The following is a 23854-nucleotide window of genomic DNA, read 5'->3' as shown; positions in this document are numbered from 1 at the left end:
GCAACGGTGGTGGCTATGTTGGTGCCAGCGGGGGGCGGGCGATTATGCCTCAACTCACTCGGGTTGGCCGATCATCGTGCGTATCTTGTTGGCCAGCAAGTCGATGGAAAAGGGTTTGGCCACCATGTCCATGCCATCTTCCAGAAAGCCCTGGCGTTCGGTGGCTTTTTCCGCGTAACCGGTCATGAACAGTACTTTGAGGTCCGGGCGATGTTGACGGGCGATCTCGGCCAGTTGCCGGCCGTTCATGCCCGGCAGCCCGACATCGGTTACCAGCAGATCAACGCGCAAATCGGATTCGAGCAAGGGCAGGGCGGTCTTCGCATCTTCGGCTTCGTGTGCGTGGTAACCCAGCTCATTGAGCAAGTTGAGCACCAGCATGCGCACCGCCGGATCGTCTTCCACCAACACCACGGTTTCACCGGCAATCGCCGCCGGCGCTTCGCCCGTTACCGGCTTCAACACGACTTCCGTTTCCATGGCGAGCAGGCGTGGCAAGTACAAACGAACACTGGTGCCCTTGCCCGGTAAACTGAACAGGCTGACATGCCCGCCCGATTGCTGGGCGAAGCCGTAAATCATCGACAATCCCAGGCCAGTGCCTTGGCCGATGGGTTTGGTGGTGAAGAACGGATCAAACGCCTTGGACAGTACTGACGGCGTCATGCCGGTGCCGTTGTCACTGACGGCAATCATCACGTAATCCCCGGCCTTGACCGGTTCCAGCGTGATGATGTCACTGCCGTCGAGGAAAACATTGGCGGTTTCAATCAGCAGTTCGCCGCCATCGGGCATCGCATCGCGGGCGTTGATCACCAGGTTGAGCAGGGCGTTTTCCAGTTGGCTGACATCGGTGCTGATCGGCCAGATTTCGTCGGCCAGTTTCAGGTTGAGATCGATGTGTTCGCCCTTGGTCCGGCTGAGCAGGTCCTCCAGAGAGCGCACCAGGTCATTGGTGTTCAGCGGCTTGCGATCCAGTGACTGGCGTCGGGAGAACGCCAACAGACGATGGGTCAGCGCGGCGGCGCGGTTGGCCGAGGAGACGGCGGCTTCAGTAAAACGGCCAATCTCGTCGGTGCGCCCCTCGGCGATGTAGCGCTGCATCAAGTCGAGACTGCCAATGATCCCGGTCAGCATGTTGTTGAAGTCATGGGCGATGCCGCCGGTGAGCTGGCCGACCGCTTCCATTTTTTGTGCATGGCGCAAGGCGTCCTCGGCGCGCTCACGTTCGAACATCTCGTTTTGCAGGCGCTGATTGGCTTCGGCGAGCTGTTGCGTGCGTGCGGCGACGCGTTCTTCCAGGGTTTCGTTGAGATTGCGCAAGGCTTCTTCAGTCTGTTTGCGCTCGGTTTCGTCGATAACAAAAATGTAGAACCCATTCACCGCACCATCCGCACCGTGGCGCGGCAGGTAATTCATCAGTGCCTGGCGCAGGCTGCCGTCACGGTGCGGCGTGCTGATGCTGAAACAGCAGGGCTTGCCCTTCAGCGCGTCGGCGATGTATTCGGCGCGCAAGGAATAGGCCTCGTCGCCCAGCACTTCACGAATGGTTTTGCCATAGAGCTCCTGCGGCGTCAGCCCATACCAGTCCAGATACGCAGAGTTGTTCAGGCGGAAACGCTCTTCACTGTCGACGTAGCTGATCAGGACCGGCATGGCGTTGATGATCAGTTGCAGCTCGGTCTGGCTCTGGCGCAATGCCTGCTCGGTGTGTTTGCGCTCAGTCAGGTCCAGTGCGGCGCCGAGAAAGCGCATCGGCCGGCCGTGGTGATCCTTGTAGCAGCGCCCCCGGGCAAACACCCAGCGCAACTGGCCGTCCGGTTGCAGCAGGCGATATTCCTCGGCGTACTCGGTGCCGTGAGTGATGCAGTGCTTGATGCTGCGCGCAATCATCGGCCGGTCTTCGGGGTGCACGCCGTGCAGGTAGTCGCTGATCGGCAACTGCCCGGCCATGGCCGGATTGACGCCGTGCAGTTGGGCGAAATGGGCGTCGGCAAGGAAGCGGTCTTCGCCGATGTCCCAGTCCCAGGTGCCGACCGCGTCGGTAGCGGCCAGGGCCAGTTGCAGGCGCTGTTCGGTTTCGCGCTGGGCCTTGAGGCTGGCGGCCGAGCGCTGTTCCAGCTCCAGGGCTATGCGCCGACGCTCGTTGGTTTCGATGGCCGTGACCAGAATGCCGGCTACCTCGGCGCTTTCGTCGCGGATCGGGCTGTAGGTCAAGTCCAGCCAGAAGTCGGAATCCTCACCGTCACGTTGCAAGGTAAAGCGCTGTTCGCTGTAGGTGCGCACCTGTCCCTGCAGGACGGCGCGGTAAATCGGATCGGTAAAGTCCTGGAGTTCTGGCCAGATCTGGTGCGTTGGTTGTCCGAACGCGCGTGGGTGTTTGCTGCCGGCGAGGAGGGCGAAGCCATCGTTGTAGATCTGCGTCAGCTGCGGCCCCCACAGCAACAGCATCGGCATCGGTGAGTGAATCACGATATCCACGGCGGTGCGCAGGCTCTGCGGCCAGGTGCCGGCAGCGCCCAACGGGGTGCGGGTCCAGTCCAGTCTGGCAATCAAGGCCAGGGCATCGCTGCCGGTGGGTGATGCTTTCATCAAGTGGTCCTGCGTTTAAGTCGGCGGCGTTTTCTATCTCGTCGGGCGGTAGACGCTGGATGACCCGTATTGGGTCATTATTTTTTCATTGAATGCTTTGCGCGGGCTTTTTGCCATGGAAATCGAGGCACTGTTGAAACCTCTGGCCAGCGGAATTGGCTCGGATCTTTACCTGTCCACGGGCGCGCCGTCCAGTGCGCTTTCGGGGCAACCTGTTCAAACAGCGCAATGTCGATATGCGGAGTTTTTGCGCCGCGCTGAAGAATAACCTGCGCCAGGCTCCGGATGTGGTCCACGGACTAGTGGTGGAAGGCGTGAACGGCGAGGACGACGGGTTAAAATTTGCGGAGTCGCTCAATAGCTTTAAGTTGCGCTTTAAATTATGCGGTAATGGTATTCCAATAATTGATTCGTCTAATGCTAGTTGAGGTTTTCTGGGGGTGTCATGTGAGTTAGTTGTAAGAATTGTGGGCTGTTGGACATTTTACCTCATAGATTTTTACTGGTTGATTATGCGTCGGGAAGTGATGATCGTCGGCGCTGAAATCGTCAGCAAGTTAAATCATGAGGTTATCTAATGCGGTCGAAACTAAAGTATAAATCCTACTCATTGTCGGGGCTGGTTGCTACGGATCAGCATCAGCTATTAAAGGCGGATACCGTGGAACGGGATCTGGTCTTGCGCTTATTAAAAGTTGTCTTCGAAGAGCAGGCGGACGAGGGTCCTTACAACTTGCAAGGGTATGAGCTTAATTTGGAGTCGGGGTCTTCGCTGTATAAAATGCACATGCCGGGGCGCGTGTCATGGAATAATTTGGCCAACAATACCATCGTGATGGAGGAACTCCGCCATCAACGTGTCGAGAACATGGCGTCAACGCGTATCAACGCCTCTGGCAGGCTGGAAATATTCAGAAAGGATACGGCGATTTGGGAAGCGGTAGACCTGAACATTATCCATGAGTCCCGCAACTATCAGGAGCTTCTGATGGTGGGCGATATTGCCAGTCTGGCCGGTGGTTATGTATATACGGCAGACCTTGTGGACGTTGATCAATGGCTAGCGTTTCATGGCTTGAATGTTCCGACTAATGCGTCTGAAAACAACAATTTGATGGCGTTTTTAGAGTTCGATCCTGGCGTAGACGAACTGGGGAACTACTGGGGGCAACTTGTTGCGGATGATCCGTCGTTAGTCGTGTTGTCCACTGAACAATTTACAAGTGTGCGTCAGATCACGGCCAAGGTTATAGCACCGGACAAAAACCTGTTGGAAAAACTGCACCGTGAAACGGGGCGCGTTTTTGTAACGTTCGATAATGCCGCTGAACGGATCGTTCAAATCGTCAACCATCCGGCTGCTCAGGCTTACGCCAGAAAATATGTATCGGAATTGGATTGGTTCGGCGCGCAATCCGGGCAAGACGTGTCGGCAGAGGACCTTGCGCAACTGTTGATAACGGCCATTTTGCTGGATCTGCATCCGCTCATTGGTAACGCTCAAAGTCGAAAGAGTATCGACGGGTTCGATTTGTATGCACCGGACAATGTCGGGCGAGCTTCGTCGCTCGTGCGCGAAGACCTGCAAGCCTTTCTTTATACCAAGGGCTGGGTGGATCCTGCCTTGGCCCCGTTGGCGTCGCACTTGCTGCTGGCGGAAATCGCCCCGGAATTTCTGGTCAAGGGCGTTCCGCCATCGCTGATGATGGGTTCGGTTGGCTGGGTGTCCTTCTGCCGCGCAGTTGCGCTGGCGGAAGCGGTCAGCAAAGGGGCTTGTCGTGTGATGACGTATGCGCAAATCATGGCGTATGCCGACCTGGAGCCTGTCAGTGACCCTTTGACCCGCCTGCGGGATCTGGCAATGATTGATCCAATCGTTGACTGGGCGCTGATAAATGGCGTGGTGACGACGAATGAACTTACTCAAGCGGAAACGGGCACCACGGAGCGGGCGCTTTCTGCTTTCCAGGAGTACGCGGATAACTTCACGCACCTCGCTCGCGCCTATTCCAGTCCCCTGCCGAGCAGAGAAGATATCGCAAGGGCGGCGTTACAGTCGGCCGCGCCAACGTGTGATTTTCTTGACGATAAAGTTCTCAATCAGCGTCCCGGCCTATATGCATCTCCTACCGCCATGTCCATGGTCGATTTGCATATGTCGGGTGACCTGGTAGGTGGTCAGTGGGATTTTCGCGCTGTTTTTCCCGATGAGCATATTTCCACAACGCCCGATTTGTTGGCCGGTATTAGTAATTACAAAAGGCCAACGCTGTACGATGCCTCCGTCGTTAGCGTATATCGCCGTTATTCGCAGTTGTTGGGTCTGGCGCCCAGTAACAATGAGTTTCATCGCCAATTGCGGGGGTATTTCGACAATTTAAATAGTGCGCTGGTCGCCAATGTGAAGTTGGCGCTTGCACATATGCTTCCCTATGATCTGGAAGCCTTTCTAAAAGGTAAAATCACCTTCTTTACTTTCCGTCCTTCCGCGGTAGAAACATCGTCCTTCTTTTCGTTGAGCCCGGTACCTGTCAGAAGCGAGTACGAAATCCAGCGGGGCAAAGATGCTGTTACAGGGCGCTTTGGTTTATTGATGTGCGCTTCCAACGGCAACACGATAACTTGTTATGAACTGTTTCCCTTGCGCGGCGAACTGCGGAAAAACAACGCTCTCGGGGCGCTGATAGCCACCTCGGGAAAATTGCAGTCTGCCGCCAGAATGGATTTCAAAGGGGACTTGGACGCTCAAGTACCACCCACACCCCTCGATTCTTTTCCCGTCACTCTAAATGAGTACACCGAAGGTGTAGTTGAGACCTATTGGTCAGGCGGCAGGGCGATTATGGAAAAGCTGGGTGAGCTTCCCGCACCAGCCATAGCGAGGATGCGGGAACAGAGCACTTATAAAAACTTTGGCAATCCGCAACTTGCCCGAATTGCCGAGTTTGTCGTGAATAACCATCCGCTCCGGACGTTTGACGAAACTGAAGCAATGGCCACCGTACCGACGGCACTTGAAAGCGAACGCAAGAAAGGTGAAGAAACTGCGACGTACATTGTGAATCTGGTGGTTCCATTTAAAAAGTGCATAGAGGATTTATCTTCCGCAGAACACAGCAAGGTGGTCGACGGGGTTTATGGTTGCATCATGGACTCCATCGCATTGGGCGGGGCGTTCCTGGGTGCAGGCGCCAAAGCGCTGAGTATCTCGGCGAAAGCGATCTCTTTGTCGTCCAAAACTGCTCGCCTGACCAAGCTCGCGTTCGTGACGTCTGTGTCCCTCTTTAACCCCGTGGATGATGTGCCAACGGTGTTGTTCGGGGGCGTGAAGCTCGTCCACAAGGGAGCGCTACGCTTCAACAGGCAGGCACAAGAGCTTCTTGGGCTGGCGAAATCCCAGTTGGGAAAACTCCATGGCCGTGAAAGAACGTACGATCTGGTTCGAGCAGCCAATACCGCCTATACCGGCCAAGGCACCTGGCGGCCCCGCGGTGCAACTGGTGACACGTTTAACGTAGTCGCAGCGCGGAACAACTTTCAATGGTATGCCCTCAATCGATCGGGTAAACCCTGGGGGCCTAAGCTGAGTCATTTCACCTTTGTGGCACCCATCCGGTTGCCGCGCTCCCACAACACATTGCCCCTCAGCTATACCCGGCAGTTCATTGAGCAGAGCTTGCCGTGGGCACGTACAAAAATCGACAACGCGATCAATGTCTTGACCCTTCCTGACTTTACAGCGGAGCGCGACTTGGTCATCAAGTTCCTGATGGGTAGCAATTCGAGCGATGCATTGAATCGCTTGTTGAACAGTTTGAGAACGGTCAGGGCTGACTTTGGGGGCGTTTCCATCAGTAACTTTTTCCTGGACCCCCTCAAAGACACTGACAACATTGCAGCTTTTGACTCGATTGCTTACCAGCAATGGAAAGGTGCAACCGGGCAATCCGACACGAAGTTCATCGAAATCTACACCCCCAATCTCAACAGGCATTTCATCAGTCTGGGTTTTAACCATAACGTCGTGGCAGACGACCTGATTCATGAAATGTTCCATGGGGCTGCGCAAACCGGTGATGTCGGCTACGCCCGCGACGCCGGCCGTGACGCAGGCGATGGCCAGTTGCTGGACGTGGCTGCGCTAGTGAATCTTGCGTCCGGACGTCTCCCTGTCACAGATGAGGGCAGTGCCTGTCACGCCAGTTCCAAGGCCTTTGAAAATGCTGACTCATTGGCTGTGGCCACTTCGCTGCTAAGCCAGTTGTACACGGACAAGGGTCGATATGATCGCAACATGGCTATCGTGCAGGGCGCGCTTGAAGCGCACGCTGATAGGGCGATTGCAGGACCGGTTCTGATCACTCTGAACAACACAGTCGTATCTGTGCCGGCGCCTGCCTATGGAAGACGGCCACTGGGTGCATACGTTGATTGACGCACCCTCATGATCGTTTAAGTTCCGAGTTCCGGCCGATCCCGAAATTGCTCTAGCGCTTCGGGATTGGCCAAGGCATCGGTGTTTTTCACCTTCTCACCCTGCACCACGTTGCGTACCGCCAGCTCCACGATTTTGCCGCTGATGGTCCGTGGAATGTCGGTCACCGCGACAATTTTCGCTGGCACATGCCGGGGTGTGGTGCTGGCGCGTATGACCTGGCGGATTTGTTGCTGCAAGGCGTCGTCCAGTTCAACACCGTCCTGCAACCGGACAAACAGCACGACCCGAACGTCATCCTGCCATTGCTGACCAATGGCCACGCTGTCCAGCACCTGCGGGACTTTTTCCACTTGACGGTAGATTTCCGCCGTGCCGATACGCACGCCTCCAGGGTTGAGCACCGCGTCCGAGCGGCCATGGATCATCATCGCGCCGTGGGGCAATTGCTCGGCGTAATCGCCCTGGGCCCAGACGCCCGGGAACTGGCTGAAATACGATGCTCGCAGCTGTTTCTGCTGCGGGTCGTTCCAAAAACCGATGGGCATCGCCGGAAAGTGCCGGGTGCACACCAATTCACCTTTTTCGCCGATCACAGGCCTGCCTTCGTCGTTCCACACTTCGACTGCCATGCCCAGGCTCTTGCCCTGCATCTCGCCTCGGCGCACCGCTTGAAACGGATTGCCGTTCACAAAGCACGAAACGATGTCAGTGCCACCGGACATTGAGGTCAGACACACGTCGGGTTTCAGGTCGCGGTACACATAGTCATAACTCTGGGGCGACAGTGCGGAACCGGTGCAGAGCAGGGTTTTCAGGCTGCTCAGGTCATGGCTTTCCCGCGGTTTCACGCCGTTGCTTTCCAGCGTGGCGAGATATTTGGGGCTGGTGCCGCAGACGCTGATGCGTTCGTCGTCGATCAGGTCGATCAGGCGCTGCGGATCAGGATGGAACGGCGAGCCGTCGTATAGCACCACGGCACTGCCCACGGCGAGGGCCGAGACCAGCCAGTTCCACATCATCCAGCCGCACGTCGTGTAGTAGAACAACCGGTCGCCGGCGCCGAGATCGCAATGCAAGCCGTGCTCTTTGACGTGCTGCAGCAACACGCCGCCGGTGCTGTGGATGATGCATTTCGGCACGCCGGTGGTGCCGCTGGAATAAAGGATGTAAAGCGGATGCGCGAAGGGCACGGGGACGAAATCCGGCTCGCCGCCGACGGCGTAGAAATCCTCCCACAACGTCACGTTGGCGCGGGTATGGAAGTCCACGATGTGCGCTTGTGGCCGTGCATAAGGCACCACGATCAACTGCTGCAACGACGGCAGGCGTTGCAGGATTTCGTTGATCTTGCCGGTCTGGTCGATGTCCTTGCCGGCGTAACGGTAGCCAGCGCAGGTGATCAGTACTTTCGGTTCGATCTGGCCGAAGCGGTCGATCACGCCTTGAGTGCCAAAATCCGGCGACGAGCAGGACCAGATCGCTCCCAGGCTGGTGGTGCCGAGCATAGCCACCAGCGTTTGCCAGGTGTTGGGCATGCATGCCGCGACACGGTCGCCGAGGCCGACACCCGCGGCGATCAAACTGTGTTGGAACCCGGCCACATGCTCGGCCAGCTCAGCCCAGGTCAGGTGTTCGCGCTGGCCATTTTCGCCAATCGCAATCACCGCGATGGCATCGTCGCGACGGCGCAGCAGGTGTTCGGCAAAATTCAGGGTGGCGCCGGGGAACCACTGGGCGCTGGGCATTTGCGCGCCCTCGACCAGTACCGCGTCGGGTTGATCGTGAAAGCGGATGTCGAAAAAATCGACGATGGCCTGCCAGAAGTCTTCACGCTGATCGATGGACCATTGGTGCAGGGCCGGGTAGTCATCGACGTGGAGGTGGTGGCGCTGACTGATGGAGCGCCGAAAGGCCTCCATGCGCGACTTGCCGATGCGCTCGGCGTTGGGTTGCCAGAGGATCTCGGACATGGCTTGGCCTCTCTCGTTCCCACGCTCCGCGTGGGGATGCCTCAGCGGACGCTCCGCGTTTGGCTCTTGGGACGCAGAGCGTCCCGGGCTGCATTCCCACGCAGAGCGTGGGAACGATCAATCGCGGGCAAGCCACGCTCCCACAGGAGAACGCGATCTAATGTGGGAGCGTGGCTTGCCCGCGAAGAACGATAACGCGGTCTGTTGACTGATTACTTACTGCGCCAACCACCCACCATCAATATTCCACGCCGCGCCACGCACCTGGCTACCGGCTTCGCTGCACAAGAACAACACCAGTTCACCCAGCTGTGGCGGGGTGACGAACTCCAGTGATGGCTGCTTTTCTGCGAGCAAATCATGCTGCGCCTGTTGCGGCTCGATCCCGGTCGCGGCGCGGTCATCGATCTGCTTCTGCACCAACGGCGTAAGCACCCAGCCCGGGCAGATTGCGTTGCAAGTCACGTGCGTGGTTGCAGTCTCCAGGCCCACCACTTTGGTCAAGCCGATCACCCCATGCTTGGCCGCCACGTAAGCAGCCTTGCCCACCGAACCCACCTGACCATGCACCGAGGCGATGTTGATGATCCGCCCCCAATTCTTGGCCCGCATGCGCGGCAGGCACAAGCGGGTGCTGTGGAACACCGACGACAGGTTGATCGCGATAATCGAGTCCCAGCGCTCTATCGGAAAGTCTTCCACCGACGCCACGTGCTGGATGCCAGCGTTGTTGACCAGAATGTCGATGCCGCCGAACTCACGCTCGGCGTAGTCGATCATCTCGGCAATTTGTGCCGGGTCGCTGACGTCGGCCGGGTGATGACCGACCTTGCCGCCGAACTGCTGGACCTCGGCAATCACCTTGGAGGCATCACCGAAACCATTGAGCACAACGTTCGCGCCGGCCTTGGCCAGGCTGAGCGCAATACCCAGGCCGATGCCGCTGGTGGAGCCGGTGACCAGTGCGGTCTTGCCTGTAAGAGTCGTCATGATTACCTCACACAATGCCAGTGGCGTAGAAAATGCCGATGACCACGAAGACCGCCAGGGTCTTGATCAGCGTAATACAGAAAATGTCTTTGTAGGCTTCGCGGTGCGTCAGGCCGGTGACCGCCAGCAGGGTAATCACCGCGCCGTTGTGCGGCAGGGTGTCCATGCCGCCACTGGCCATCGCGGCCACGCGGTGCAGCACTTCCAGCGGAATATTGGCCGCATGGGCCGCCGCGATGAATTGATTGGCCATCGCCGCCAGGGCGATGCTCATGCCGCCCGAGGCAGAACCGGTGATGCCGGCGAGCACGGTCACGGTAATGGCTTCGTTGACCAGCGGGTTCGGAATGCTCTTGAGCCAGTCAGCCAGCACCAGGAAGCCAGGCAACGAGGCGATCACCGCCCCAAAGCCGTATTCCGACGCCGTGTTCATTGCCGCCAACAACGAGCCGCCGACTGCACTTCGACTGCCTTCGGCCAACTTGCCGCGAATCGCCTGAAAACCGAACACCAGCACCATGACGATGCCCACCAGCAACGCGGCTTGAACCGCCCAGATCGCCGTCAGCTTGGCGATTTCAGTGGTCACCGGCGCGGCCATGCCCGGTAGCTGGAGGGTGTGGGTCTTGCCGTACCACTGTGGAATCCACTGGGTAAACAACAGATTCGAGATGCCCACGGCCACCAGCGGCGACAGGGCGATCCACGGGTTCGGCAGTTTGATATCGAGTGCCGTTTCCGGCTCGTTGCGCAATTCAGTGCCATAGCCTTCGCCGGAGCGCTGAGCCTTATTGCGCTGGCGCTGAAGAAACAGCATGCCGGCGCAGAACACGAAGATCGCGCCGATCAAACCCAGCCACGGCGCCGCCCAGGCGGTGGTGTTGAAGAAGGTGCTGGGGATGATGTTCTGGATTTGCGGGGTGCCGGGCAGGGCGTCCATGGTGAACGAGAACGCACCGAGGGCGATGGTCGCGGGGATCAAACGCTTGGGGATGTTGCTTTGGCGGAACATTTCAGCGGCAAACGGATAGACCGCGAACACCACCACAAACAGCGACACGCCGCCGTACGTGAGCAGGGCGCAGACCAGCACAATCACCAACATCGCCTGACGCGTGCCGAGCAGGCGAATGGCGGCGGCGACGATGGAGCGGGAGAAGCCGGACAACTCGATCAGTTTGCCGAACACCGCGCCGAGCAGGAACACCGGGAAATACAGTTTGATGAACCCGACCATTTTTTCCATGAACACCCCGGTGAAGACTGGGGCAACAGCGGAAGGGTCGGTGAACAGGACGGCGCCGAGGGCGGCAATCGGGGCGAATAGGATAACGCTGTAGCCGCGGTAAGCAGCCACCATCAGCAGCGTAAGGGCTGCCAAGGCAATGATCACACTCATGGTGTGTCTCCTGGATTGTTATTTTTGTAGGGTAGGTCTTTTGTGAGGAGAGGCTTTAGCGAGATTCGTGCCAGGCGCTTAACTTATTGAAATATAAAGATAAATATAGGAGGCGTGATGAGATTTTGAGAGGGTTGTCTCTGTTTGGAGACTTTTGCCGGCTGCTCGCGCCTCTTCGCGGGCAAGCCCGTTCCTACAGTTGACCGCATTCCTGCAGCTGATTCGCTAAACCTGTGGGAGCGAGCCTGCTCGCGATGGTCTGTCTAATAATGGAGATTCGTGTCTCTTTATTGAGACTCTGCAATCCCCAACGCCACCATCTTCTTGTACAAAGTCGAGCGCCCCAACCCCAATCGCGCCGCCGCTTCAATCACCTTGCCCCCGCATTTTGCGAGGGCAGACTCAATCAACTGCCGGTCAAACCGCTCCCGAGCTTGGCTAAACGTCTCGTGCGCAACCGGCTCAATCATCAGCGGTGTCGAGCGCTCGACCGGTGTGAGGGTGCCAATCGCCGCACGAATTTCCGCAGCATCCAGCACCAGGTCATCACTGAGCAACGCCGCCCGCTCCAGAACGTTACGCAGTTCACGGATGTTCCCCGGCCAGGCGTGCCGGCCCAACAAATCCAGCGCCTCGGGGTTCAGTTCATGCTGACTGCGCAGTTCCTCAAGGATCGCTTCGCTGAGGGCCGGGATATCGTCGAGCCGATCACGCAGGGGTGGTACATGGATCGGCAGCACGTTGAGGCGGTAATACAAATCCGCGCGAAACTCGCCCCGTTTGATCGCGGCCTCAAGATCAGTGGATGTCGCGGCAATCACCCGCACATCACTCTGAATCACTTCGTTGGAGCCGACCGGTTCGAATTCCTTTTCCTGCAAAACCCGTAGCAATTTGCTTTGCAGCGGCAGCGGCATGTCGCCGATTTCATCGAGAAACAATGTGCCGCCCTGGGCGATCTGAAGTTTACCGGCGCGGCCCTTGCGGTCGGCGCCGGTAAACGCGCCGGGGGCGGTGCCAAAGAATTCCGCTTCCAGTAAAGATTCAGGAATCGCCGCGCTGTTGATGCTGACGAAGGCTTTGTGCGCACGTGGCGAAGCACTATGAATCGCTTGGGCCAGCAGTTCCTTGCCAGTGCCGGTTTCACCGAGCAACAGCACAGGCGACTCGGCGCTGGCACTGCGTCGGGCACGCCGTTTGACCTCCAGGCTGGCCGCGCTGGTGCCGATGAAATGGGCGAAGTTGTACTTGGTTTGCCGCGCCCGCAGCAGCGAGCGGGTGGACGCCAGTTCTTCCTGCATGCTCATGTAGCGCTTGAGCATCGGTGACAGGCTGCGCAATTCGTCGAACAGTGCAAAACCTATCGCGCCGATCACCACGCCCCCATCGTCATGAATCGGCAGGCGCATGACCACCAGAGGCTCTTTCGACGTGTCCTGCATGTCCAGCAAAATCGGGCGCCCGGTGCGTACTACCTCACGCAAAAGACTGCCAGGGATCACGCTTTCGCAGGACTTGCCGATAGCGCCTTCTGCCGACTCCAGACCGAAGCGCCGGGCATACCGCTCGTTCATCCACACGATATTCGCATCGCGGTCGACAATCACCGTGCCTTCGCTGGACTGCTCGATGATCTCGAACAGCGAACGGATCGCCAGCAGGCGGACACGCTGGTAATCCTTGAGGCTTTCGGTGGTGTTCATGTGCTGGATCCTGATTGTGTATTGCCTGTGTGGGCCTCTTCGCGAGCAGGCTCGCTCCCACATTTGGAACGCATTCCACTGTGTGGGCCTGCAAGCGATTGAGGCGAAGCGGTCTAATGTTTACCGCGGATGCGCCGCCGCCAACAGCTCTTTGGTGTACGGATGCTGTGGCGAATCAAACACATCATGGCTGGCGCCGCTTTCCACCACTTTACCGTCCTTGATCACGATCATGTCGTGGGCCAGGGCGCGCACTACTGCCAGGTCATGGCTGATGAACAAATACGTCAGGCCGTGTTTTTCCTGAAGCTGGCGGAGCAGGGCGACTACTTGTTTTTGCACGGTGCGGTCCAGCGCCGAGGTCGGCTCGTCCAGCAGGATCAGCGCCGGTTTCAGCACCAGCGCCCGGGCGATGGCGATGCGCTGGCGTTGGCCGCCGGAGAATTCGTGCGGGTAGCGATGACGGCTTTGCGGGTCCAGGCCGACTTCTTCCAGCGCCCGAATCACTTCGGCCTTGCACTGTTCATCGGTCAACTGGCTGTGCACCTCAAGGCCTTCGCTGATGATCTGCGCCACTGACATCCGTGGGCTGAGGCTGCCATAAGGGTCCTGGAATACCACCTGCATTTTCTTGCGCCACGGCCGCAGCTGCTTTTGCGTCAGGCCATCCAGTGCTTCGCCTTGAAAGCGGATGCTGCCTTCGGAGTCGAGCAAGCGCAGGATCGCCTGCCCGAGCGTCGACTTGCCCGAGCCGGACTCGCCAACGATGCCCAGGGTCTTGCCACGCTGGATGTTGAGGCTGATGCCGTCCACTGCAGTGAGGTAAGTCTTGCGCTGGAACAAGCCGCCACCGAGGGGGAATTGCACGCGCAGATTGTCCACTTCCAGCACATTCTCGCGCTCGTCGCGGGGCAGGGCCTCGCCCTCTGGCTCGGCGTTCAACAGTACGCAGCTATAAGGATGCTTCGGCTCGGTGAAAATCGTTTCGCAAGTGGCCTGTTCGACGATTTCCCCACCTTTCATCACACAGACACGCTGGGCAATACTGCGCACCAGGTTGAGGTCATGGCTGATCAGCAGCAGCGACATGCCGAGCCGTTGTTGCAGCGATTTGAGCAGGATCAGAATCTTGCGTTGCACCGTCACGTCCAGCGCCGTGGTCGGTTCATCGGCGATCAACAACTCCGGTTCGCAGGCCAGGGCCATCGCGATCATCACGCGTTGACGCTGGCCGCCCGAGAGTTGATGGGGGTAGGCCTTGAGCCGCTCCTTGGGCTTTTGAATGCCGACAAGGTGCAACAACTCAAGGATCCGCGCTTGTGCCACTTTTCCAGTCAGGCCTTTGTGCAGAAGCAAGGTTTCGCCGATCTGCTTTTCGATGCTGTGAAGGGGATTGAGCGACGTCATCGGCTCCTGAAAAATCATCGCGATCCGGTTGCCTCGCAATTCGCGCAGCACGTTGGCCGGGGCGCCAAGCAGTTCCTTGCCGCGATAGCGGATGCTGCCGCTGGATTCTGTGCCGGTTTCGGGCAGCAGTTGCAGGATCGAATGCGCGGTCACCGATTTACCGGACCCCGACTCGCCAACCAGCGCCAGGCATTCACCGGGGCGGATGTCCAGGCACAGGTTGCGCACCACGGTTTCGCCATTGAAGGCGACGCTGAGGTCACGGATTTCGATCAGGGGGGTACTCATATCAACAGTCCGCGTCAGGATCTCGGATCGAAAGCATCACGTAATGCCTCGCCGATAAACACCAGTAAAGAAAGAATCAGTGCCAGGGTGAAAAAAGCCGTCAGTCCCAGCCACGGCGCTTGCAGGTTCTGCTTGCCCTGACCGATCAGTTCGCCGAGGGAGGCGCTGCCGGCGGGCATGCCGAAACCGAGGAAGTCCAGCGCCGTCAGGGTGGTAATCGCCCCGGTGAGAATGAACGGCAGGTAACTCAGGGTCGCGTTCATCGCGTTGGGCAGAATGTGTCGCACGATCACCTTGCGATCCGTCAGGCCCAGCGCCCGGGCGGCCTTGACGTATTCCAGGTTGCGCCCGCGCAGGAATTCGGCGCGCACCACGTCGACCAGCGCCAGCCAGGTAAACAGCGCCATCATCCCCAGCAACCACCAGAAGTTTGGTTCGACGAATCCCGAGAGAATGATCAGCAGGTACAACACCGGCAGCCCGGACCAGACTTCCAGCAAGCGCTGGCCGATCAAGTCGACCCAACCGCCGTAATAGCCTTGAAGGGCGCCAGCGGCAATGCCGATCAGGGCACTGACAAAGGTCAGCATCAACGCAAACAGGATCGACACGCGCGCGCCAAAAATCACCCGGGCCAAGACATCCCGAGACTGATCGTCGGTGCCCAGCCAGTTCACATTCGTGGGCGGGCTCGGCGCGGGTTTGTTGAGGTCATAGTTGGGCGTGTCGTCACTGAACGGGATCGGCGGGAACAGCATCCAGCCGCCGTCCTTTTTAATCAGCTTTTGCACATAGTCGCTGCGGTAATCCGCCTGGAACGGCAGTTGCCCGCCAAACGCCTGCTCGGTGTGGCGTTTGAACACCGGGAAATACCATTGCCCCTGATAGCTGACCACCAGCGGCTTGTCGTTGGCGATCAACTCGCCGCCCAAGGTCAGCACAAACAGACCAATGAACAACCACAGCGACCACCAACCCCGGCGGTTTTTCTTGAATCGTTCAAAACGACGACGGCCCAAGGGCGAGAGCTTGAACATCAGGCATTCCTCGCGGCGAAGTCGATACGTGGGTCGACCAGGGTGTAGCAGAGGTCGCCGACCAGTTTTATCAGCAGGCCAAACAGCGTGAAGATGAACAGCGAGCCAAACACCACCGGATAGTCGCGCGAGACGGCGGCTTCATAACTCATGCGGCCCAGGCCATCGAGGGAGAAAATCACTTCGATCAGCAAGGAGCCGGCGAAAAACACGCTGATGAACGCCTGCGGAATGCCCGACACCACCAGCAACATCGCATTGCGGAAGACGTGCCCGTACAGCACCCGGCGTTCGCTCATGCCTTTGGCGCGTGCAGTGATGACGTATTGGCGGGTGATTTCGTTGAGGAACGAGTTTTTGGTGAGGATGGTCAGGGTGGCGAAACCGCCGATCACCAGCGACGTCACCGGCAGCACCAGGTGCCAGAAGTAGTCGGCGACTTTGCCCACGGTCGACAGCGACTCGAAGTCGTCCGAGACCAGTCCGCGCACCGGGAACCAGTTCAATGAGGTGCCGCCGGCGAACACCACGATCAGGAACATGGCGAACAGGAACGCCGGCATGGCGTAGCCGATGATGATCGCGGTGCTGCTCCAAATGTCGAAATGGCTGCCGTGTTTCACGGCCTTGCGGATACCCAGGGGGATCGACACCAGATAGGTGATCAACGTGGCCCAAAGCCCGAGGGAAATGGTCACCGGCATTTTTTCCAGAATCAGGTCGGTGACCGTGGCACCACGGAAGAAGCTCTTGCCGAAGTCGAGCCGGGCGTAACTGGTGAGCATCAGCCACAGACGTTCATGGGCGGGTTTGTCGAAACCGTATTGTTTTTCAATGTCCTTGATCAGCTGGGGGTCGAGGCCACGGCTGGCGCGCGAGGTGCCGTGCATGGTTTCGCCGGCCCCGCCACCGACCGCCGCGCCGCCGATGCCTTGCAGGTGCGCGATAGCCTGTTCCACCGGACCGCCCGGTGCCGCCTGGACGATGACGAAGTTGACTAACAGGATGATCACCAGTGTCGGGATGATCAGCAGCAAACGCCGCAGTATGTAAGCCCACATCAGTGCGGCCCTCCGGGTTTGCCACGGCTGATTTGCTCAGCGGTCATTTGCTGGTTGGTCAGCGGCGTGGTGCTTATTTCCCACCAACTCTCGATGGCCTCGTCATTGCTGGCCTGCTCGTTGGGGCGGCCGAACCGGTTCCACCAGACGGTCGATGTGCCCGGCGGGTAATAGTTGGGAATCCAGTAGTAGTTCCATTGCAGCACCCGGTCGAGCGCATGGGCGTAACGCAGCATCTCGGGCTGGGTGGTGGCGTGGACCAGACCGGTGATCAGGGTGTCGACCGCCGGGTTCTTCAGCACCATGTAGTTATTGGCGCCGGGGTCGTTGGCCGAGATCGAGCCGAAGTAATTGAACAGTTCACCCCCGGGAGAGGTGGTGACCGGGTAGCCGGTGACGATCATGTCGTAATCGCGGCTCATCAGGCGATTCACGTACTGCGACGAATCGATTCGACGGATGTTCAGGTCAATGCCGATCTGTTTCAGGGTGCGTTTGTAAGGCAGCAGCAAGCGGTCCATGCCGTTCTGGCTGACCAGGAAGGTAAAGCTCAGCGGCTCGCCATCGGCGTTGACCAGTTGATCGCCATCGGGTTTCCAGCCGGCCTGTTCAAGCAACTCCAGCGCTTGCAACTGCTTGTCGCGAATCACACCGCTGCCATCGGTTTTCGGTGCTTCGAAGACCTGGGTGAACACCTCATCGGGTATCTGCCCGCGCAGCGGTTCAAGAATGGCCAGCTCCGCCGCATCGGGCAGTTGCCGCGCAGCCAGGTCAGTGTTCGAAAAGTAACTCTGCTGGCGGATGTACATGTCGCGCATCATCTGCCGGTTACTCCACTCGAAATCCCAAAGCATGGCCAGGGCCTGACGCACCCGGCGATCCTGGAAAATCGGGTTCTGCAGATTGAAGACAAACCCCTGCGCCGTCTGCGGCGCGTCTGTTGCCAGGTGAGCCTTCTGCAGGCGACCGTCGCTCAGGGCCGGGCTGTCATAGCCGATGGAATAGCCGGTGGCGGAAAATTCGCGGTTGTAGTCATAGGCCCCGCCCCGCAGCACTTGGCGCGCGACGTCGGTGTCACCGAAGTACTCGATGCTGAAGCGATCGAAGTTGTAGAGGCCGCGACTGACGGGTAAATCCTTGCCCCACCAATTGGCGTCGCGCTCGAACGTGATGCTGCGACCGGAGTCGACTTTGCCCACTTTATAGGGGCCACTGCCCAGCGGTGCCTCGTACCCGCCGCCGCCGGCGAAGTCGCGGGTCTTCCACCAATGCTCGGGAAACACCGGCAGCGTCGCGATGTCGAGGGGCAGGGTGCGGTTTTCGTTGCTTTTGAAATCGAACCGGACGGTCAGAGGCGATTCAACTTCCACGCCTTTGACGTCAGCGAATTGGGTGCGATAGCGCAGGCTGCCTTGGGTCATCAACAGGTTGAAGGAGTAGCGCACGTCTTCGGCCGTGATCGGTTTGCCGTCGGCAAAACGTGCCTTGGGGTTGAGATAGAAACGCAGGAACAGACCGTCGTCCGGGCGCTCCATCTGTTGTGCGACGAGGCCATACACGGTGTAGGGCTCATCCAGCGAGCGCTGGGCCAGCGGTGAGTAGAGCAAGCCGTCGATTTGAGTGACGCCAATGCCCTTGTCGATGTACGGCAGCATATGGTCGAAATGACCTATTTCGACCGCCGAGCGACGCATCGTGCCGCCCTTTGGAGCTTGCGGGTTAGTGTAGGCAAAATGACTGAAACCTGCAGGATACTTCGCGGGTTCGCCATATACGGTCAACGCATGTTGCGGTGCAGCATTTACACCGGCGGCGCCTAATAGCAGCGCCACGGCAGTAAACAACAAAGTGGGGAAAGCCAGTCGCATTGTCAGCCTTAGAGCCGGAGGATCGAAAACCACAATTTGTACGCTAGCGGCGCGTCCCTCGCCAGCCTAAAAACGTATCTGAAACACAACGGCCCACCAAAAGGCGGGCCGTTATGCGTAAAGCCTGGCGGATCAATCAGTCCTGACGACTGGTCACTTCCAGCAAGTGATAACCGAACTGGGTTTTCACCGGGCCTTGTACGGTGTTGATTGGAGCGCTGAACACCACGGCGTCGAATTCCTTGACCATCTGGCCAGGACCGAACGAACCCAGGTCACCGCCTTGACGGCTGGACGGGCATGTGGAGTTGGCTTTGGCGACTTCGCCGAAATCAGCGCCGCCTTCGATCTGGGCTTTCAGTTCGTTGCACTTGGCTTCCGAGGCAACCAGGATGTGACGGGCAGTGGCTTTAGCCATGGGAAATACTCCTTTCAATATTCAGTAAAGTGCGGAGCCTACCGGATTCAGTGGCCTATTTCTCGTCAAAGTTCCGGACAGATTATAGGCCGGCGATTCTCAGGCGCTCGGCGTGCTGCACATACAGCGCAGCGGGATCGATGGTTTTGCGGCTATGGCCATCTGAATGGCCAAGGCTGCTCAGATGATCCAGCGGATAGTCGGAGCGGATGACTTTGCCCAAATGTGAGCTGTAGCGGCCGACCATGCCGTCATTTTGCTCTGCTTCGGTGGTGAAGTAATGGGAAAAAGCGCGAAGGAATCCATATAGCGGGTCGAGCGCATAGTGCCCTTCGTCGAGAAGGGTTCCCTGTAACGTGCCGCTCCAGGAGTAATAACGCACGCCGTTAACCAGTTCGCGCCCCTTGCCACCCCAGGTCTTGGGCAACCCTTGAGGGTACTTGTCGTTGAAAGCCCCCACGCCTTCGGTGGTCAGCGCATTGAGTGCGGCGACAGCGTTCTGCGGCAGGTGGACGTTGCCGCTGAGCAATGACACAAAATCGGCGAACAGCGTTGCAATCGTGTCGGCGACATGTTCCGGAAGTCGGCCCGGCGTCAGTGCCTTGCGCAGGAAGTCGGCCAGTTCCGAGCCGTGGTTCGGGCCGCTGACGGAGGTCACCGACGCAATGGCACGGGGGGCCAGTGCCGCTGCATAACGCGCTGCCAATGCCCCCTGGCTGTGGCCGATCAGGTTGACCTTGTTGGCGCCGGTTCCTTGCAGCACTCGGTCGATCTGTGCCAGCAGTTGGTCGCCACGTGCTTCGTTGCTATGGGTAGCTGACAGGTGCGGGATGAACACCCTGGCCCCCGCACTTCGCAGGGACTGCTTGACGTTATGGAAGAATTCGGTGGTGCCGATGCGATCGAAGCCAAAAAGGCCGTGGATCAGCAGGATAGGGTGCTGGGTGGTTGCATTCCGTAGCATGTTCATTCCTTTTTCGCGGTCGTTCAGAGGTGTGCAGATGGGCTCACTCTAAAGCACACCAGCGCTTCGGCGGTGTATGAGGAGTCCGCTGTAAGCTGCTGAAAAAGGTATAGAAAACGTAGGAAATTTCGAATGTGCTTGAGGTCCTGTTCGGAATGTTTCGACATCTTTTGATCTGTAACCGCGCGTTTTCTTGCGATGGCCTACTCAGGAAACGGCTTTACCTGTCAGTGATGTCCTGTTCAAGCCATAGAGCAATCCGTAGCAGCAGGCTTCGCCAGCTGCTACAGAAATTGCGTCAGGTTTTTTTATTGATGCTCGCGCTGCACCCGAAGCCGGTCGGCAGCCTGGCGTAACAACTGCTCTGTCCCGGTCCAGCCAAGACAGCCATCGGTGACCGAGACGCCGTAGCGCAGGGATGGACTCAAGGGCTGGCAGCCTTCGAACAAATGGCTCTCGATCATCATGCCGATCAGCGAACGGTTGCCTTGCAGGCGTTGTTCAAGCACGTCGTTGAACACTGCAGGTTGTCGCGCCGGGTCTTTTCCGCTGTTGGCGTGGCTGCAGTCGACCATGATTCGCGCCGGGATATTGAGTCGGGACAAATCGCGATGCACCTGGGCAACGCTGTCGCGGTCGTAGTTCGGTCCACGGTGTCCGCCGCGCAACACCAGGTGTGTGTCGGGATTGCCTGGGGTCTGGATGATCGCAGGATGTCCCTGGCTATCGACGCCGAAATACCGATGCGGATGGGCGGCCGAGCGCATGGCGTCGCTGGCAACGGCCACGCCGCCATCGGTGCCGTTCTTGAAACCGACCGGCATGCCGAGGCCGCTGGCCATTTCCCGGTGGATCTGCGATTCGGTGGTGCGGGCACCGATCGCCACCCAGCTCAACAGGTCATCAAAGTAACCGGCGGCCATGGGTTGCAGCAGTTCGGTGGCAATCGGCAAGCCGAGGCGGAGCATTTCGCGCATCAGTTCGCGCGACAGCGTCAAGCCACCAGCCATGTCATCGCTGCCATCCAGATGCGGGTCGTAGGCCAGGCCTTTCCAGCCGACAGTGGTGCGCGGCTTTTCGATGTAGGCGCGCATCACCAGCAGCATTTCATCGCGGACATCAGTGGCGAGTCGGGCCAGGTTGGTAGCGTATTCGAGGGCGGACTGTGGGTCATGAATCGAGCAAGGGCCGACAATCACCAGCAAACGGGAGTCTTCACCGTTGAGGATCGCACGGACTGCGTCGCGGTGAGCGGCAACTTGCCGGGTCAGGGTGTTGCTGAGGGGCAATTGCTGTTTGAGTTGCAATGAGCTGGGCAGACGCAAAGTCAGCGCTTCATTGGCAGGGCTCAAGGTGGACAGCGGCAGAGCAGAGACGGACGAGTTCATGGCAAGGCTTCCTGGGCTGGCGGCGGGTTCGTTCCCGCGCGCTCGGCCCTACTGGGGTGTTCGACAATTGGCCGGATTGGCTGCGTGTGTGTGCTTGCCACCTGTGGGTGACCGATCGGAGGCGGCAGGCTGTCCCGAGCGGAGGCTGGTAAATCGCCAGGCGGTAAAACTGTCGTAACGGTAATAAGTGGCGTAGTTCATGTGGTGAATCCTCAAAGTGTCTGGTGTCGCAAAAGTGTGCGGGGCTGAAAAAACAAAACCCCCGGTCGGGAGGCCGACCGGGGGTTTGGAAAACTCTGGCGGCGACCCTTTTAAAGTGGGCGCCGTGTGGGTATCAGGCGCGCCAGTGGCTAAACCAATACCCAAAATAAAAGCTGACCGGAGCACAAACGTCATTCGCCCGCGCAGCCGCCACCGAGCGCAGGGCGCTGATTCTTGGATGCTGTGAGAGGGCGTTGAACATGGTCTGTCTCCGATGGATGCGCCGAGCTTACTCGAGGCCGGTGCGCGGTTTCAATCAGAAAATGCTATCGATTGCCGACCGCGTTTTCTATCGCTTGAGTGCGCGCTGCTTTATGACACACTTTGGGTTTTGCCCACTCTCTAACGTCACAAGGACGAAGCATGACGCCGTTGACCATTGCTGCCGCTCAATCGATCTCCGTCGCGGGTGATCTCGCCGCCAATATTGTCTGGCATCAGCGTTTCATGGCGGTTGCCGCGGAGCAGGGTGTCGAGTTACTGGTCTTTCCGGAATTGTCGCTGACCGGGTATGAGCGCGGATTGGCTGCCGAATTGGCAGTCTCACCGGATGCCGAGGTGTTGCAGCCATTGCGGGATTTCGCCCGGGAAGTCGGTGTGACCAGTGTGGTCGGCATGCCGATTCGGCTGTCAGACGATTCGTCTGTCTTGATTGGCGCATTGGTGTTCGGTGCTGATGGTTCGCTCAGGGTTTACAGCAAGCAGCATCTGCATCCCGGCGAAGAAGTGGCGTTTGCCCCAGGCGCAGGTGGTTCGATGTTGACGATCGGTGCCGATACGGTGGCGCTGGCGGTGTGTGCCGATTTTTCTGACGCCAGTCACGCGGTGGCCGCTGCGGAGCAGGGCGCCGACCTGTATGCCGCCGGTGTGCTGATCACGGAAAACGGCTATGCCCCGGATACGGCGCTGCTGCAAGGCTATGCCAGCACTCATTCAATGACGGTGTTGATGGCCAACCACGGCGGTGCAACCGGGGGTTGGGAGTCTGCAGGGCGCAGTGCTATCTGGGCGTCGGACGGTTCGCTCATTGTCGCGGCGCACGGTGCGGGGAATGTGATGGTGGTGGCTCGCCGCGAAGCGGGTGACTGGCGTGGGCATATCGTCGATGTTTCGGAGGCTTGAATGGGTTTCGAATGGCGTTTGGCGTCATCCGAAGACCTCGACTTCGCCCGGAAGCTGACCCGAGAAAATATGCTGCGCTATTTCATTCAGCACGATTTGCTGTGGCTGGATGAGGCGTTCGATGTAGCCTGGGTCGGGCGCGATAACCGCATGATTGTACTCGGTGATGCTGTGTTGGGTTTTGTCAGCTTGAGTCGCGATGCGAGCGCCTTATATATCCGCGAGCTGCACGTTCTCGAAGCGTTCCAAGGGCAGGGCGCAGGCTCCTGGATGATTGATCAGGTATTCGCACTCGTGTGCAAGGAACGTCGTCCGGCGTTACGCCTGACCGTTTTTGAAAACAATCCGGCAAAAAATCTTTACAAGAGAAAAGGGCTGAAGGTGGTCGGCAAAGACGAGTGTTTCCTGAGAATGCAACGTGATGCCGATGAGGTGCACCGCTGAAACACGCTGGCAACAAGCCTTTCAAGACGAATTGATACTTTTTATATGACGCTTGCCGCTAGGTCTGCCAGTTGCTTTTTGCTAAGGTGTCCGGCAACCCAATAAGACCAAATCGCGAGGTGTCTGCTTGATTAGGGTGCTAGTAGTCGATGACCATGATCTCGTTCGTACAGGCATTACACGAATGCTGGCTGACATCGATGGCCTACAAGTAGTCGGCCAGGCTGAGTCAGGGGAAGAATCCCTGCTGAAAGCGCGTGAGCTGAAACCCGATGTGGTGTTGATGGACGTCAAGATGCCCGGTATCGGCGGTCTTGAAGCCACGCGCAAACTGTTGCGCAGTCACCCGGATATCAAAGTCGTCGCGGTTACCGTGTGCGAGGAGGATCCGTTTCCGACGCGGTTGTTGCAGGCCGGTGCCGCTGGTTACCTGACCAAGGGCGCCGGGTTGCCGGAAATGGTTCAGGCCATTCGCCTGGTGTTTGCGGGGCAACGCTACATCAG

15 protein-coding genes and 1 pseudogene are annotated in these 23854 nt (G+C 58.5%); 4 read left to right on the top strand and 12 right to left on the bottom strand.

The window, feature by feature from the left end:
* Positions 1-54 precede the first annotated feature (54 nt).
* The gene (locus tag AC1DSG_RS05915) at positions 55-2592 is read right to left on the bottom strand and encodes a PAS domain-containing hybrid sensor histidine kinase/response regulator (RefSeq protein WP_477790028.1); all 2538 of its coding nucleotides are present in this window, start codon (positions 2590-2592) and stop codon (positions 55-57) included.
* 661 nt (positions 2593-3253) lie between these two features.
* On the opposite strand from AC1DSG_RS05915, the gene AC1DSG_RS05910 reads away from it, so the two are divergent.
* Positions 3254-7027 carry a hypothetical protein gene (locus tag AC1DSG_RS05910; protein WP_477790027.1) on the top strand — a complete coding sequence of 1258 codons (3774 nt, stop codon included), beginning with the start codon at positions 3254-3256 and terminating at the stop codon, positions 7025-7027.
* A gap of 17 nt (positions 7028-7044) precedes the next feature.
* Here AC1DSG_RS05910 and AC1DSG_RS05905 read toward each other — a convergent pair whose 3' ends face one another.
* From AC1DSG_RS05905 to AC1DSG_RS05855, 11 genes are all read right to left on the bottom strand, one after another.
* Positions 7045-9000 (bottom strand): acetoacetate--CoA ligase, encoded by a 1956-nt coding sequence (locus AC1DSG_RS05905; RefSeq protein ID WP_477790026.1) that lies wholly within the window; start codon positions 8998-9000, stop codon positions 7045-7047.
* A 216-nt stretch (positions 9001-9216) separates the two neighbouring features.
* On the bottom strand, positions 9217-9990 hold the full coding sequence (gene hbdH / locus AC1DSG_RS05900; RefSeq protein ID WP_310337881.1) for a 3-hydroxybutyrate dehydrogenase: 774 nt from the start codon (positions 9988-9990) through the stop codon (positions 9217-9219).
* Between the two features lie 7 nt (positions 9991-9997).
* Positions 9998-11389: a GntP family permease gene (locus AC1DSG_RS05895; protein WP_477790025.1), complete on the bottom strand. Its 1392-nt coding sequence runs from the start codon at positions 11387-11389 to the stop codon at positions 9998-10000.
* A 287-nt stretch (positions 11390-11676) separates the two neighbouring features.
* A complete protein-coding gene (locus AC1DSG_RS05890; protein ID WP_477790024.1) occupies positions 11677-13092 on the bottom strand; it encodes a sigma-54 interaction domain-containing protein in 1416 nt (471 codons plus the stop codon).
* Positions 13093-13212: 120 nt separating this feature from the next.
* Positions 13213-14787, bottom strand: coding sequence for an ABC transporter ATP-binding protein (locus AC1DSG_RS05885; RefSeq protein WP_477790023.1), 1575 nt, complete (start codon positions 14785-14787; stop codon positions 13213-13215).
* A 14-nt stretch (positions 14788-14801) separates the two neighbouring features.
* Positions 14802-15824 (bottom strand): ABC transporter permease, encoded by a 1023-nt coding sequence (locus AC1DSG_RS05880; RefSeq protein ID WP_477790022.1) that lies wholly within the window; start codon positions 15822-15824, stop codon positions 14802-14804.
* Entirely contained in the window at positions 15824-16885 is a 1062-nt protein-coding gene (locus AC1DSG_RS05875; protein ID WP_477790021.1) for a microcin C ABC transporter permease YejB, read from the bottom strand. The genes AC1DSG_RS05880 and AC1DSG_RS05875 overlap by 1 nt, the downstream gene beginning before the upstream one ends.
* Positions 16885-18753: an extracellular solute-binding protein gene (locus AC1DSG_RS05870; protein WP_477790020.1), complete on the bottom strand. Its 1869-nt coding sequence runs from the start codon at positions 18751-18753 to the stop codon at positions 16885-16887. Before AC1DSG_RS05870 ends, AC1DSG_RS05875 begins: the two co-directional genes overlap by 1 nt.
* 136 nt (positions 18754-18889) lie before the next feature.
* A complete protein-coding gene (locus tag AC1DSG_RS05865) occupies positions 18890-19171 on the bottom strand; it encodes a peptidylprolyl isomerase (RefSeq protein ID WP_477790019.1) in 282 nt (93 codons plus the stop codon).
* Between the two features lie 82 nt (positions 19172-19253).
* A complete protein-coding gene (locus tag AC1DSG_RS05860) occupies positions 19254-20135 on the bottom strand; it encodes a lipase family alpha/beta hydrolase (RefSeq protein WP_477790018.1) in 882 nt (293 codons plus the stop codon).
* A 308-nt stretch (positions 20136-20443) separates the two neighbouring features.
* On the bottom strand, positions 20444-21523 hold the full coding sequence (locus tag AC1DSG_RS05855; RefSeq protein ID WP_477790017.1) for a 3-deoxy-7-phosphoheptulonate synthase: 1080 nt from the start codon (positions 21521-21523) through the stop codon (positions 20444-20446).
* 624 nt (positions 21524-22147) lie between these two features.
* On the opposite strand from AC1DSG_RS05855, the gene AC1DSG_RS05850 reads away from it, so the two are divergent.
* The 3 genes and pseudogenes from AC1DSG_RS05850 to gacA form a co-directional block, all read left to right on the top strand.
* A complete protein-coding gene (locus AC1DSG_RS05850; protein ID WP_477790016.1) occupies positions 22148-22906 on the top strand; it encodes a carbon-nitrogen hydrolase family protein in 759 nt (252 codons plus the stop codon).
* The gene (locus AC1DSG_RS05845; protein ID WP_477790015.1) at positions 22907-23350 is read left to right on the top strand and encodes a GNAT family N-acetyltransferase; all 444 of its coding nucleotides are present in this window, start codon (positions 22907-22909) and stop codon (positions 23348-23350) included. It abuts the gene before it with no gap.
* 127 nt (positions 23351-23477) lie between these two features.
* Positions 23478-23854 (top strand): annotated as a pseudogene (gene gacA / locus AC1DSG_RS05840) (response regulator transcription factor GacA); the annotation flags it as partial.

Source organism: Pseudomonas sp. P5_A12 (genome assembly GCF_056400685.1).
This window is presented reverse-complemented; position numbering and strand designations above follow the sequence as displayed.

Coding starts and splice junctions, on each gene's coding strand:
- AC1DSG_RS05875 (WP_477790021.1), bottom strand. CDS start 16,885: ATGTGGGCTTACATACTGCGGCGTTTGCTGCTGATCATCCCGACACTG.
- AC1DSG_RS05855 (WP_477790017.1), bottom strand. CDS start 21,523: ATGAACTCGTCCGTCTCTGCTCTGCCGCTGTCCACCTTGAGCCCTGCC.
- AC1DSG_RS05905 (WP_477790026.1), bottom strand. CDS start 9,000: ATGTCCGAGATCCTCTGGCAACCCAACGCCGAGCGCATCGGCAAGTCG.
- AC1DSG_RS05915 (WP_477790028.1), bottom strand. CDS start 2,592: ATGAAAGCATCACCCACCGGCAGCGATGCCCTGGCCTTGATTGCCAGA.
- AC1DSG_RS05885 (WP_477790023.1), bottom strand. CDS start 14,787: ATGAGTACCCCCCTGATCGAAATCCGTGACCTCAGCGTCGCCTTCAAT.
- AC1DSG_RS05860 (WP_477790018.1), bottom strand. CDS start 20,135: ATGCTACGGAATGCAACCACCCAGCACCCTATCCTGCTGATCCACGGC.
- AC1DSG_RS05850 (WP_477790016.1), top strand. CDS start 22,148: ATGACGCCGTTGACCATTGCTGCCGCTCAATCGATCTCCGTCGCGGGT.
- AC1DSG_RS05880 (WP_477790022.1), bottom strand. CDS start 15,824: ATGTTCAAGCTCTCGCCCTTGGGCCGTCGTCGTTTTGAACGATTCAAG.
- AC1DSG_RS05870 (WP_477790020.1), bottom strand. CDS start 18,753: ATGCGACTGGCTTTCCCCACTTTGTTGTTTACTGCCGTGGCGCTGCTA.
- AC1DSG_RS05845 (WP_477790015.1), top strand. CDS start 22,907: ATGGGTTTCGAATGGCGTTTGGCGTCATCCGAAGACCTCGACTTCGCC.
- AC1DSG_RS05890 (WP_477790024.1), bottom strand. CDS start 13,092: ATGAACACCACCGAAAGCCTCAAGGATTACCAGCGTGTCCGCCTGCTG.
- AC1DSG_RS05895 (WP_477790025.1), bottom strand. CDS start 11,389: ATGAGTGTGATCATTGCCTTGGCAGCCCTTACGCTGCTGATGGTGGCT.
- hbdH (WP_310337881.1), bottom strand. CDS start 9,990: ATGACGACTCTTACAGGCAAGACCGCACTGGTCACCGGCTCCACCAGC.
- AC1DSG_RS05865 (WP_477790019.1), bottom strand. CDS start 19,171: ATGGCTAAAGCCACTGCCCGTCACATCCTGGTTGCCTCGGAAGCCAAG.